General features: G+C 40.2%; 13 protein-coding genes. All 13 read left to right on the forward strand.

Annotated features, from left to right (window positions below; genetic code table 11):
* Positions 1–3: 3 nt before the first annotated feature.
* Positions 4–792 carry a flagellar assembly protein FliH gene (gene fliH / locus HII17_RS15260; RefSeq protein WP_169076234.1) on the forward strand — a complete coding sequence of 263 codons (789 nt, stop codon included), beginning with the start codon at positions 4–6 and terminating at the stop codon, positions 790–792.
* A 20-nt stretch (positions 793–812) separates the two neighbouring features.
* Positions 813–2195 carry a flagellar protein export ATPase FliI gene (gene fliI, locus HII17_RS15265; protein ID WP_169076235.1) on the forward strand — a complete coding sequence of 461 codons (1383 nt, stop codon included), beginning with the start codon at positions 813–815 and terminating at the stop codon, positions 2193–2195.
* Between the two features lie 12 nt (positions 2196–2207).
* Complete coding sequence (gene fliJ / locus HII17_RS15270; protein WP_169076236.1) at positions 2208–2648, forward strand: flagellar export protein FliJ; 441 nt, start codon at positions 2208–2210, stop codon at positions 2646–2648.
* A 135-nt stretch (positions 2649–2783) separates the two neighbouring features.
* Entirely contained in the window at positions 2784–4682 is a 1899-nt protein-coding gene (locus tag HII17_RS15275; protein ID WP_169076237.1) for a flagellar hook-length control protein FliK, read from the forward strand.
* A 115-nt stretch (positions 4683–4797) separates the two neighbouring features.
* Positions 4798–5349 (forward strand): flagellar basal body-associated protein FliL, encoded by a 552-nt coding sequence (gene fliL / locus HII17_RS15280; protein ID WP_169076238.1) that lies wholly within the window; start codon positions 4798–4800, stop codon positions 5347–5349.
* A gap of 30 nt (positions 5350–5379) precedes the next feature.
* The gene (gene fliM / locus HII17_RS15285; RefSeq protein ID WP_169076239.1) at positions 5380–6447 is read left to right on the forward strand and encodes a flagellar motor switch protein FliM; all 1068 of its coding nucleotides are present in this window, start codon (positions 5380–5382) and stop codon (positions 6445–6447) included.
* Between the two features lie 12 nt (positions 6448–6459).
* Positions 6460–6864, forward strand: coding sequence for a flagellar motor switch protein FliN (fliN, locus tag HII17_RS15290; protein WP_169076240.1), 405 nt, complete (start codon positions 6460–6462; stop codon positions 6862–6864).
* A gap of 5 nt (positions 6865–6869) precedes the next feature.
* A complete protein-coding gene (gene fliO, locus HII17_RS15295) occupies positions 6870–7292 on the forward strand; it encodes a flagellar biosynthetic protein FliO (RefSeq protein WP_169076241.1) in 423 nt (140 codons plus the stop codon).
* The gene (gene fliP, locus HII17_RS15300) at positions 7289–8047 is read left to right on the forward strand and encodes a flagellar type III secretion system pore protein FliP (protein WP_169076242.1); all 759 of its coding nucleotides are present in this window, start codon (positions 7289–7291) and stop codon (positions 8045–8047) included. The genes fliO and fliP overlap by 4 nt, the downstream gene beginning before the upstream one ends.
* Before the next feature lie 2 nt (positions 8048–8049).
* Positions 8050–8319: a flagellar biosynthesis protein FliQ gene (gene fliQ / locus HII17_RS15305; RefSeq protein WP_169076243.1), complete on the forward strand. Its 270-nt coding sequence runs from the start codon at positions 8050–8052 to the stop codon at positions 8317–8319.
* On the forward strand, positions 8319–9101 hold the full coding sequence (gene fliR / locus HII17_RS15310) for a flagellar biosynthetic protein FliR (protein ID WP_169076244.1): 783 nt from the start codon (positions 8319–8321) through the stop codon (positions 9099–9101). Before fliQ ends, fliR begins: the two co-directional genes overlap by 1 nt.
* 2 nt (positions 9102–9103) lie before the next feature.
* The gene (gene flhB / locus HII17_RS15315; protein WP_169076245.1) at positions 9104–10234 is read left to right on the forward strand and encodes a flagellar biosynthesis protein FlhB; all 1131 of its coding nucleotides are present in this window, start codon (positions 9104–9106) and stop codon (positions 10232–10234) included.
* Positions 10235–10306: 72 nt separating this feature from the next.
* Positions 10307–12409 (forward strand): flagellar biosynthesis protein FlhA, encoded by a 2103-nt coding sequence (gene flhA / locus HII17_RS15320; protein WP_169076246.1) that lies wholly within the window; start codon positions 10307–10309, stop codon positions 12407–12409.
* The last annotated feature ends 37 nt before the right edge of the window (positions 12410–12446 follow it).

The raw sequence follows: 12446 nt of genomic DNA on the forward strand, positions 1-12446 counted from the left end.
AGTATGAGCCAAAATTTTAAAGTTACTCAAAATGTGATCAAAGGTGATGAAGACGCTGAAGCGTGGTCATTGCCAACTGTTGAGCAACAGCAAACCGAAGCCGAAATGCAACAAACGAATGCGTTAGGCAAACCGAAAGGCTGGCGTTACGAGCCGCCTGAAGAGCCAGAGCCGGAACCTATTCCATTAACAGCTGAAGAGATTGAAGAAATTCGTCAAGCTGCGTTTGAGGAGGGATTTAATCAAGGAAAGGAAGAAGGTTTTGCTAAAGGCTATGAAGAAGGCAAAGCACAAGGTTATGAGGATGGTGAAAAGTCCGGGCAAGAGCAAGGTATCACCCAAGGTCTTGAGCAAGGACAAGAACAAATTCAACAATTAGCCCAGCAATGGCAACAACAAATTGAGCAACTACATAACCCGCTAGAAATTGTTGAAAAAAATATAGAACAACAGTTATTAACCTTAGTTGCACAGTTAACTGAAGCTGTTGTTTTGCAAGAAGCTAAAACCAATCCTGATATATTATTATCGGCGATTAGTGCTGGAATTAAAGCTCTCCCTAGCCAAGAAGCACAAACACAAATATTCTTACACCCTGAAGATATTATTATGGTAGAAGCACAATTTGGTGCTGACTACATTAAAGAGCAAGGGTGGCGCTTACAGCCTGCTCCGCAGTTCGAACAGGGCAGTTGCCAGATAGAAAACAGCACTTCAAATATAGATTTAACCGTTAAATCTCGTCTCAAGCATGTTATGGAATCATTTTTGCAAGAAGCATTACATCAGTAGTTTATTGTCAAAATACCAACATGATTGATAGTTCCCGCCTTGTTGACCGTTTACAAGGCTGCCAAAATTTTATCGTACCATTTAAAGAAGCTGTTGCAGGCAGACTTATCCGTGTTGTTGGATTAACGCTTGAAGCCGTCGGTGTAAAAGCTCATGTCGGTAGCCAATGTCTTGTAGAAACCGCACATGGTGATTTAATTGCTGAAGTCGTTGGTTTCGCAGACGATAAAACCTTTCTTATGCCGGAGCAAAGTCTAAAAGGGGTATTGCCAGGTGCTCGTGTCTTACCCATTTCAGCTAAAAGGCAAATTCCTTTTTCGATGGATTTATTAGGGCGAGTAATTGATGGTGTCGGTAAACCACTAGACGGGAAAGGCCCCATAGCAAAAGATGAAAAATATCGACACGATAGCACACCGCTTAATCCATTAGCGCGAAGAGCTATTTCTGAGCCATTAGATGTAGGTGTACGCGCAATAAATGGTTTTATTACGGTTGGCCAAGGCCAGCGGATGGGGCTTTTTGCTGGTTCTGGCGTTGGTAAGTCAGTACTTTTAGGCATGATGACCCGAGGTACAACAGCTGATGTAATTGTTGTCGGGCTTGTCGGTGAGCGCGGCAGAGAAGTTAAAGAATTTATCGAAGAAATTTTGGGTGAAGAAGGTCGAGCTCGTTCTGTTGTTGTAGCGGCACCTGCCGATTGTTCGCCTCTTATGCGCCTTAAAGGCTGTGAAAGTGCAGTACAAATTTCTGAGTACTTTCGTGATCAAGGGTTAAATGTATTGTTATTGCTGGATTCTTTAACGCGATATGCACAAGCACAACGAGAAATTGCTCTCGCTGTAGGAGAGCCTCCTGCTACCAAAGGTTATCCACCTTCAGTTTTTTCTAAGCTACCACAACTGGTAGAGCGGGCGGGAAATGGTGGTGATGGGCAAGGCTCTGTTACTGCTTTTTATACCGTACTTACGGAAGGCGATGATTTACAAGATCCTATAGCTGATGCAGCGCGCGCCATTTTAGATGGCCATATAGTTCTTTCAAGAGAATTGGCAGATAGTGGTCATTACCCTGCTATTGATGTCGAATCATCAATTTCACGTGTAATGCCTATGGTGACAAGTGAAGAACATCAAGAGTTAGCTCGTAGCTTAAAACAAGTTTATTCACTCTATCAGCAAAATAAAGATTTAATTGCCATTGGTGCATATACCAAAGGTAGTGATCCGCGTATTGATCAGTCGATTGCTATGTTGCCTGTCATTCAGTTTTATTTACAACAAAAAATGAGTGAAGTATTGCCATACGATCAAAGCTTAACACAACTTAATGAAATTATTGCAGCAGCCCAAGCACAGCAAAATCAGCGTGCAGGGCAAGCAATGCCAGCTCAAGCAAGGTAAAAGGATTAACCTATGGCAAGAAACCAGCTAGACACTTTATACCGCTTTGAAAAAGATAAAGAAGCCAAGGCAGCACAACAATTACAAGCGGCAGAGTTAGACTATCAGCAGAATTTGGAACGCTTAAAAGGTGTTGGAGAATATCGGCTGGAATATATGCGCAGATTGAGTGAACGTTCAAAAGAAGGTGTTGATAGCTCGGTATTTAATCATTTCCATTCATTTGTGAATAAATTAGATCAAGCGGGTGAGCAAGTGAAAATTGCTATCGAACAATCTAAAGCCATGATGGAAAAGCGCAAACAGCAGTGGCTGATGCAACGCCAAAAAGTACAAGCCGTAGAGCACCTTAGAGAAATTCAATTGAAGAAAGAAGCGCAAGTAGAAATGCGAAAAGAGCAAAAAATGTTTGATGAAATAGCGACTCAGCAATTCATTCGACGGGCTCGTTAAAGTTTAGGTTGGCGTAGTAATTGCAGAGTTAGAGGTTAACAACGTAAAAATGCTTATTTAACGGTAAATCCCTACAGATATTGCCGCTTTAAATAACGGCACAACAAATTTTACCGCAAAGTGGTTGGAAATATTATGTCGCAAGTAAAGATGTTATCAATTGATTTAATGCAAGCTGCAGATGCTAGTGGTGAACCATCAAATGGTGAAGCGTCAAGTACAGGTAATGAATTTGCGAAACATTTTGATAGTAAGATGAATCATAACGAAGCTGCTGGTGCAAAAAACAAAGTAAGCTCTGATGCGCAAAAACAAAGTGATGACGCGAAGCAGATAAAAGGTGACGTTGAGCAATCCTCTAATGAGCCTAAAGAAAGAGACGCAGAAGCTATCGCGCAATCAAATGAAAAGCTTAAAGAAGCTAAAGCTGACGACCGAAATACAGAGAATGAAGAGCTTGTTGATAGTAGTCAACAACCAGCAAAACAAAGTGAAGAACAACAGCAAGATAACTCCAAACAGCTTATCGAATTACTAGCTAAATCAGATAAGCTCCTAAATTCTAGTGAACAGCAGCCTGCTAAAAGTGAAGCGTCAGCACAAGCGCTGAAGTCTACAGAAACTCAAAACTTTGCTAAGTCCCCATTAAGCGAAATTATTACGAAATCAATGAGCAAATCAACTAAAGAGCACGTTGAGTCTGAAGCTTTGACAGATGATATACACCTGTCGAAAACTAACAGTACTAAGCAAAGCCATAATGTTCTGCAAAGCGCACAGCAGGTAATAAGCAAAGCAGGTCTCAATGAAGAACTAACGATTGAAGAAAATGATGTTGACGCTTTAACTGATGCAGAAATGTTGATTGCCAAACTATCTGAAAAATTAAAACAAAAAGAAGATTTAAAGCAAGTCGGTGTTAAGCAACAAACTCAACAGTCTATTGAAAAAGTTAGCGGGCAAAATGCCATTGATGAGATTAGCTCTCTAGAAGAGTCTGATATAGCGTTAGATGGTGAACTTGTTGACACTAACCTGCAAAAAGCACTTCAAAATCAAGATAAGCCAGACGTGAAATCAGCAACTAATAAATTAGTTGAAAGTCAATTAAGCAATAAAGAAAGTAAGCTAGCATCGGCTTCTAACGCCATTAACCCGAATATCAATTCAATGGGGGAGCTTGATGCTCAGAGCGAAGTGATAAAGTCTGCTGAAGCTTCGGGTGTATTACAAACATTAAATGTAAATCAATCAAAATTGCAGGCTTCTACAGTTAAACAAGAGGCTAGTCGAATAAATATTGCTACTCAAGAAGCTGTTAATGCATCTGACCATCAAATGAATGAACAACATTCTGACGCTGAGCAAGATGGCAATAAAAAGTCTGATGACAACAATGCTAGTCAATTTACGCAAATGGTTAACAATGGAAACCCCGTAAAAGCTAATAAAAATGCTGATAGTGTTGCTCAAACCATAGCAGCGATGAGCAATAATAAGACAGAAAATGACACAACATCGATTGACCAAAAAGCGATGCAACAGCAACTTGATGCCATTTCAAGTCGAGTAATTGAAAGCAATCAAGAATTTAAGAAAGTACAACAAGTACAGCAAGAAACAATCAATATATATCGAAAAGACTTTGCTAATGCAGTAAAAGACAAAGTCATGGTAATGGTGAGTCAAAAATTACAACAAGTGGAAATTCAACTTGATCCGCCAGAGCTAGGTAATGTTCACGTTCGATTAAATTTGCAAGGTGAACAAGCTGCGGTGAGTTTTACGGTACAAAACCAACAAGCCAAGGAAGCCTTAGAACAACAAATGGGTAAATTAAGAGATATGCTGCAAGAAAGTGGTGTAGATGTTGGTGATGCAAATGTTGCTCAGCAACAGCAAAGTAACGATGACAAAGCTAGCGGAAATTTAGGCAATCAACAGATGGCAGACGCTGATGATACTATGCTCGTTGAAGAAAGCTTAGCACATTTGGTTAATCATTCAGCAACTGGCGTTGATTTCTACGCTTAAATGATTAAAAGCATTGGCGTTAACTAATATCGACGATATAGTTTAGTTACTGAGAAAGTATTAACCGCATAAGTTAGTACGAGAAATGCAAGATGCTGATTGAATAGGAAAGTTTATGGCTGATGAAAAAGATTTAGAAGTCGATAGTAACGGCGGCAAAAAGAAAAAAATGATGATAATTATCATCGCTGTTGTAGTGTTACTAGCTGGCGGCGGTGCTGCATTCTTTTTCATGGGGGGGAGCGATGCCCCTACAGATGAAGAAATGGCTGCTGCATTAGATAGTGGCAACGGCGACGCGGCAGAAGGCGGAGAAGGTGAAACTGAAGCGTCAGGAGCGCAAGCGGGCACTGCACTTTATGTGCCTATGCCAAGGCCTTTTAGGTTTAATGTTCCAGGCTCAGCAAGAGATAGGTTTGTTGAAATTCGCGTTCAATTATTGGTACGCGGCAATGATAATGAAGAAGAAGCGAAAAAGCATGTACCGTTAATTGAAAGCACTTTGCTAAGTGTATTTTCAATTTCCAATGCTGATGATTTAGCAACTAGTGCAGGTAAAGCATCGTTGAAGCAAAAGTCATTAGCAGAAGTGCAAAAGGCAATGACAGACGTAACTGGCAGTAAAATTATTGAAAAAGTGCTATTTACTGGCTTTGTAATGCAATAATTCATTTAACGCAAAGAAGAGATATTTCAAGTGAGTGACTTATTATCACAAGACGAAATTGATGCGCTACTCCATGGTGTTGATGAGGTCGAAGAAGAAGAAATAGTTGAGGAATTTGAGCCCCAGGAGGGCACCTCTGACTATGACTTCTCGTCACAAGATCGTATTGTCCGTGGCCGAATGCCTACGCTTGAAATGGTTAATGAGCGTTTTGCTCGCCATATGCGAATTAGCTTGTTTAATATGATGCGTCGTACAGCAGAAGTATCGATTAATGGTATTCAAATGATTAAGTTTGGTGAGTACGTACATACCTTGTTCGTGCCAACTAGTTTGAATATGGTGCGCTTCAGACCCTTAAAAGGTACCGCTTTAATCACCATGGAAGCGCGTCTTGTTTTCATTTTGGTCGATAACTTTTTTGGTGGCGACGGGCGTTATCACGCCAAAATTGAAGGGCGTGAGTTCACGCCAACAGAACGTCGAATTATTCAAATGTTACTGAAGTTAATTTTTGAAGATTACAAGGAAGCTTGGTCACCTGTTATGGATGTTTCTTTTGAGTACTTAGATTCAGAAGTTAACCCGTCGATGGCAAATATTGTTAGCCCAACGGAAGTGGTTGTTATCAGCTCATTCCATATCGAACTTGACGGCGGCGGTGGCGACTTTCATGTGGCATTACCATATTCAATGCTTGAGCCAATTCGAGAATTACTTGACGCGGGTGTACAAAGTGATAAAGAAGACACCGATATGCGTTGGTCTAAGGCATTGCGAGACGAAATTCTTGATGTGCCAGTAGAATTAACGACGAAATTTATCGAGGTTGATATTCCACTTCAACGAGTAATGGACTTAGAAGCTGGCGATATCATTCCTGTTGAAATTCCAGAGCACATTACAGTGCTTATAGAAGATTTACCGACATTTAGGGCGAAATTAGGTCGAAGTAGAGACAATGTCGCGCTACAAATTCAAGAAAAGATTAAACGACCTGAATCGGTTAAGTCTGAATTAACCATTTTAACTAAAGGTGGTAAGCGTCTAGATAGTGACGCAGAATTACACCTATTAGAAGACGATTTAGAGTATTAGTAAGAGGCTGCTATGAGTACCGAAGACGAAGATTTAAGTATGTGGGATGAGGCCTTGAATGAACAAGCCGAGGCGCGCGAATCTGGTGATGAAGAAGCTGAAAAAGTTGAACTTGAAGAGCTTAAAGAAGGTGAACCACAGTTATCTGGTGAAGAGCAGCGCAAGCTTGACGCTATTTTAGATATTCCTGTTACTATTTCTATGGAAGTGGGGCGCTCTCATATTAGTATTCGTAATTTATTACAGTTAAACCAAGGTTCGGTTGTAGAGCTAGATCGCGTTGCAGGTGAAGCATTAGATGTACTGGTAAATGGTACTTTGATTGCTCATGGTGAAGTGGTTGTAGTTAACGATAAATTTGGTATTCGTTTAACAGATGTTATTAGTCAGGTTGAGCGAATCAAAAAACTTAAGTAGGCAGTATGCAATTTAAAACATTGTCGCTTTCAATATTTTGGGGATTAATGTCGCCATTGGCTTGGACCCAAGAAAGCATGGTGGATGCTCCAGTAGTTGGCAAACATGTTGCGAGCAATAACCTAGACGTTGTAAGTATGCTACTTTCTCTTTGTGCAGTATTAGCATTAATCGTTGTGGCCGCTAGCTTACTGAAAAAGTTTCAACTAGGTCCTGTTGCAAATAAAGATCTTAAAGTTGTTACTTCGCTGAACTTAAGTGCAAAAGAGCGGTTAGTGGTTGTTGAAGTTGATAAAAAACAGTTGCTGCTTGGCGTTACAGCACATAATATTTCAGTATTAAAAGAATTAGAAACGCCATTGAAGTCAGCTCAACCATTTCCAGCAGACTTAACCGGTAGTTTAACTAAAATATTGAAGAAACAATGAAATCTACCGTTTTATTCCTAATCTTATCTTTTACCTTATTTTTTAGTGGTGTTGCCTTTGGTGCTGACGATTTAAGTCTTTCTGCCCTCAAATTAACCACGAATCCTGACGGTTCTCAAGAATATACAGTTACCTTACAAATTCTCATTTTTATGACTGCCTTAGGGTTTATTCCTGCAGCAGTTATTATGATGACGTCGTTTACCCGTATAGTGGTAGTAATGGCTATTTTGCGTCAGGCTTTTGGTTTACAGCAAACACCATCAAACCAAGTCATTATCGGTATTACTTTATTTTTAACCATTTTTATTATGACGCCCGTCTATAATCAGATAGATAAAGTCGCCATACAGCCTTATTTAGCTGATCAGCTAACATCGGTTGATGCGTTAAATGAAGCTAAAGTACCACTACGTGCTTTTATGTTGGAACAGACGCGAGTTAAAGATTTATCAACCTTAGCTGAAATGGCTGGCATTAATAAAGTTGATCAGCCAACAGACTTACCGATGACTGTTATTATTCCAGCATTTGTCATTAGTGAACTTAAAACGGCGTTTCAGATCGGATTTATGTTGTTCATACCGTTTCTTATTATCGATTTGGTCGTTGCTAGTGTATTGATGGCTATGGGTATGATGATGCTATCGCCGATGATAGTTTCATTGCCATTTAAACTAATGTTATTCGTACTTGTCGATGGTTGGAACTTGGTAATTGGTACCATTGCTGCAAGTTACGGTCTGGGGACTTAGCTATGACACCAGAAGTCTTTGTTGATATTCTTAGAGATGCATTGTTTCTGGTAATATTACTGGTTTGTGCGATTATTGTTCCTAGTTTACTTGTTGGTTTAATGGTCGCTATTTTTCAAGCTGCGACGTCGATTAATGAGCAAACACTGAGCTTTTTACCTCGGTTAATTGTGACACTACTAGCGCTAATTATTGGTGGACACTGGTTGGTTCAAAAGTTAATGGATTACACGATAAGGTTAGTGTCGAGCATTCCTAGTGTGGTGAGTTGATGGAATTTACTGAGTCAGTTATCAATCAATTTCTTGCTGACTTTATTTTGCCATTTACCCGCATTTCTGCATTGGTTATGGCTATGATAGGCCTTGGTTCGCAAACCATCCCTACCCGAGTAAAACTTTTTTTATGTTTGGCAATAACTTTAGCAATAATGCCTGCAATACCACCAACTCGAGTGGATAACCTATTTGCTTTTACAACAGCCTTATTGGTTGCAGAACAAATATTAATCGGTATTTTAATTGGATTTGTCACGGTTTTAGTGATTAATACTTTTACATTGGCAGGGCAAATTATTGCGATGCAAACCGGTTTAGGTTTTGCGTCTTTAGTTGATCCTTCCAGTGGTATGAGTGTTCCGGCAGTTGGCCAATTTTTCCTTATTTTATCGACTTTACTATTTTGGGGGCTTGACGGCCATTTAACCTTTATTCAATTTGCTGTGGTTAGCTTTGATACCATTCCGATCCCTAGCACTGGAGTTGAGACGATAAAATTTAAAGAAGTTGCTGAATGGGGAGGGTGGATGTTTGCGACAGCTTTGTCTCTTGCTTTAGCACCTTTAACAGCGATGCTTTTGGTAAATTTTTCATTTGGCATTATGACTCGCGCCGCCCCTCAGTTAAATATATTTGCTATTGGTTTCCCTATTACTATGACCGCAGGTTTAATTATTATGTGGTTAACGATTGGTAACTTCTTAGTCCACTTTGAACTGCAATGGCAACGGGCAATAGATTTTACCTGTTACTTGGTAGATTGTAGGGCGAGTTAACGATGGCTGAATCAGATTCAGGTGAACGCACCGAAGACCCCACGGCAAAAAAACTATCAGATGCTAGAAATAAAGGGCAAATAGCACGCTCGAAAGAGCTTGGTACTATGTTTGTTTTAATCGGTAGTGCTTGTGCCATGTTATTGATGGGGGATGAGCTAGTATCGGCCCTTGCAGGAGCGATGAAGCGGCTATTTAGTGTCACTAGAGAGGAAGTAATGGACACGACGCAGCTTTTTAATATTGTTGGAGAAAGTGTTCTTACAGTGGTCTATCCTATGGCCTGGTTTTTTGCCATTGTCGCGTTAGCGGCGTTCGTCGGTAATATTATATTGGGTGGTTATAACTTTTCTTGGTCAGCAATTGCACCAAAGGCGAGTAAGCTGTCACCAATCTCGGGTTTCAAACGTATGCTGGGTCCACAGGCCGCAGTAGAGTTTATTAAGTCATTATTAAAATTTTTTGTTGTTTTCTTTGTTGCTTTATCTTTGCTTGCAGGCCTATTTGAAGAAATTTTAGGATTAAGTTTAGAAACAATACCTACTAATTTTGGCCATGCGGTTAATATGCTGCTTTGGATGTTTTTAACACTTGCTTGTTCATTAATTATCATCGCTTTGGTCGATGCACCCTATCAAAAATGGAATCATAAACGACAGTTGAAAATGACTAAGCAAGAAGTTAAGGATGAGTTAAAAAATACAGAAGGTAGCCCAGAAATAAAAGGGCGAATAAGACGCACACAATATGAAATGTCACAACGTCGAATGATGCAAGACGTACCCGAAGCCGATGTGGTTATAACTAACCCAACTCATTTTTCTGTCGCATTAAAGTACGATACTGATATGGGCGGAGCGCCTAAAATGGTTGCTAAAGGAGCGGATGAAATGGCGATGCATATTCGTACTATTGCTAAAGAGCATGGTGTTGAGATAATTCAGTCTCCTGCGTTAGCACGTTCACTATTCTATACAGGAGAAGTTAATCAAGAAATTCCAGAAGAATTGTTCGCTGCTGTTGCGCAAGTACTTGCCTTTATTTTCCAGTTAAAGGCCCATAAACAGGGGAAAGGGCGTAAACCTGTCCCACTAGCTACAAATTTACCAATTCCTGATGATTATCGGTATTAAGTGTTTATTTAAATAATTGGTCTGCTTATTGCTCTATTGGAGATAACGTCAAAAAAACATCTCTAATTAGGCATGCAGTTACTAGCTAATTTTCAACAGTTTGACAAAAATAAACTTAAAACCGTTTCTGGTTTAGGTACACCATTTTTAGTAATGGCAGCATTAGGCATGATCATTTTGCCAATGCCAGCCTTTTTACTAGACGTCTTATTTTCTTTTAATATTGCACTTTCCTTAGTTGTACTTTTAATCACCGTCTACACTTTAAAGCCTTTGGATTTCGGTGCATTTCCTTCGGTGTTGTTGATTGCAACAATTTTGCGATTATCGCTAAATGTGGCAAGTACTCGAGTTGTGTTATTAGAAGGTCATCAAGGCCCAGATGCAGCTGGTGCTGTTATTGAGGCCTTTGGTTCGGTGGTTATCGGCGGCAACTATGCTGTTGGTTTAGTAGTGTTTTTAATTCTAATTATTATCAACTTTGTGGTTGTTACTAAAGGTGCTGGCCGTATTTCAGAAGTCACCGCACGTTTCACCTTAGATGCCATGCCTGGTAAGCAAATGGCAATTGACGCCGATTTAAATGCCGGTTTTATCTCACAAGAACAAGCAAGAGAGCGTCGTCAGGAAATCACTGCAGAAGCAGACTTTTATGGATCGATGGATGGTGCTAGTAAGTTTGTTAAAGGTGACGCTATAGCCGGCATCTTAATTTTATTCATCAATATCATTGGTGGGCTAGTTATCGGCATGGTTCAGCATGACCTGAACTTTGACTCTGCAGTTGAAATATACACATTATTAACTATTGGTGATGGCTTAGTAGCACAAATCCCAGCGCTTTTACTTTCTGTTGGTACTGCCATTGTCGTTACTCGTCAAAATACTGCAGAAGACATGGGGAGCCAGGTAAGCTCACAGTTAGGTCAAGAGCGCTCTTTATACATTGCGGCAAGCGTCATGTTTGTTATGGGCATCGTGCCAGGTATGCCTCATTTTTCTTTCTTGTTTTTCGCAGCGGTTATTGGTGGCGTTGCTTTCTTTGGCGCGAAATTAAAAGCCAAGAAGATCGTTGAAGATGAACAAAAAGCACAAGAAGAACAAGTTCAAACTCAACAAAAAGAAGAAGAGAGTAAAGATTTAAGTTGGGATGACGTTAATCACGTTGACGTTATTGGTTTAGAAATTGGTTATCGCCTAATACCATTAGTTGATAAAGGCCAGGGCGGTGAGCTCTTAAATAGAATTAAAGGGGTGCGTAAAAAACTCTCCCAAGAATTTGGCTTTTTGGTGCCACCCGTCCACATTCGCGATAATTTAGATCTAGAGCCAAACACTTATCAAATTTCATTAATGGGCGTAACCGTAGGAGAAGCGGAAATCCGTCATGATCATGAGCTGGCGATTAATCCGGGACAAGTATTTGGAAGCATTGAAGGTATCCCAACTAAAGACCCTGCGTTTGGACTAGATGCGGTCTGGATTAAGCAAAATATGCGAGAACAGGCACAATCATTAGGTTATACCGTGGTTGATGCAGCAACAGTGTTAGCGACACATTTGAGCCAAATTTTAAATAATAATGCTGCACAATTAATTGGCCATGAAGAGGTACAGAACTTACTTGACCGTTTAGGGAAAAATTATCCTAAATTAGTTGAAGGGTTAATACCTGATACTCTTCCACTCGGAAGTGTCGTTAAAGTACTTCAAAACCTAATGAATGAAGGCGTTGCAGTGCGCGATATGCGCTCTATAGTTCAAACATTAGTAGAATATGGGCCTAAGAGCCAAGATACAGATGTACTAACCGCTGCGGTACGAATAGCGTTACGTAAATTCATTGTTCAAGACCTTATCGGAGCGGCCCCTGAAGTACCTGTCATAACATTGGCGCCTGAGCTGGAACAGATGTTGCATCAGTCAATGCAAATGGCTGGTGATGATGGCGCAGGTATAGAGCCTGGCCTTGCAGAACGCTTGCAAAAATCACTTACCGATGGTGCACAGCAACAAGAATTGGCTGGTGATTCACCAATACTGTTAACATCGGGAATTCTGAGAACAGTATTGGCGAAATTCGTAAAATATACGATTCCTGGATTGAGAGTAATTTCTTATCAGGAAATACCAGACGATAAGCAAATAAAAATTGTGAGTGCTATCGGAAATTAGTCAGCCAAGTAGATATTAGTCAGGCCTAGCCTGCCAA

This window comes from Thalassotalea algicola (genome assembly GCF_012932965.1).
Taxonomy (GTDB): Bacteria; Pseudomonadota; Gammaproteobacteria; order Enterobacterales; family Alteromonadaceae; genus Thalassotalea_F; species Thalassotalea_F algicola.

What these genes read in the sequence shown, in the direction of transcription:
- fliH (WP_169076234.1), top strand. Translation starts at nt 4, where the DNA reads ATGAGCCAAAATTTTAAAGTTACTCAAAATGTGATCAAAGGTGATGAA.
- fliI (WP_169076235.1), top strand. Translation starts at nt 813, where the DNA reads ATGATTGATAGTTCCCGCCTTGTTGACCGTTTACAAGGCTGCCAAAAT.
- fliJ (WP_169076236.1), top strand. Translation starts at nt 2,208, where the DNA reads ATGGCAAGAAACCAGCTAGACACTTTATACCGCTTTGAAAAAGATAAA.
- HII17_RS15275 (WP_169076237.1), top strand. Translation starts at nt 2,784, where the DNA reads ATGTCGCAAGTAAAGATGTTATCAATTGATTTAATGCAAGCTGCAGAT.
- fliL (WP_169076238.1), top strand. Translation starts at nt 4,798, where the DNA reads ATGGCTGATGAAAAAGATTTAGAAGTCGATAGTAACGGCGGCAAAAAG.
- fliN (WP_169076240.1), top strand. Translation starts at nt 6,460, where the DNA reads ATGAGTACCGAAGACGAAGATTTAAGTATGTGGGATGAGGCCTTGAAT.
- fliO (WP_169076241.1), top strand. Translation starts at nt 6,870, where the DNA reads ATGCAATTTAAAACATTGTCGCTTTCAATATTTTGGGGATTAATGTCG.
- fliP (WP_169076242.1), top strand. Translation starts at nt 7,289, where the DNA reads ATGAAATCTACCGTTTTATTCCTAATCTTATCTTTTACCTTATTTTTT.
- fliQ (WP_169076243.1), top strand. Translation starts at nt 8,050, where the DNA reads ATGACACCAGAAGTCTTTGTTGATATTCTTAGAGATGCATTGTTTCTG.
- fliR (WP_169076244.1), top strand. Translation starts at nt 8,319, where the DNA reads ATGGAATTTACTGAGTCAGTTATCAATCAATTTCTTGCTGACTTTATT.
- flhB (WP_169076245.1), top strand. Translation starts at nt 9,104, where the DNA reads ATGGCTGAATCAGATTCAGGTGAACGCACCGAAGACCCCACGGCAAAA.
- flhA (WP_169076246.1), top strand. Translation starts at nt 10,307, where the DNA reads ATGCAGTTACTAGCTAATTTTCAACAGTTTGACAAAAATAAACTTAAA.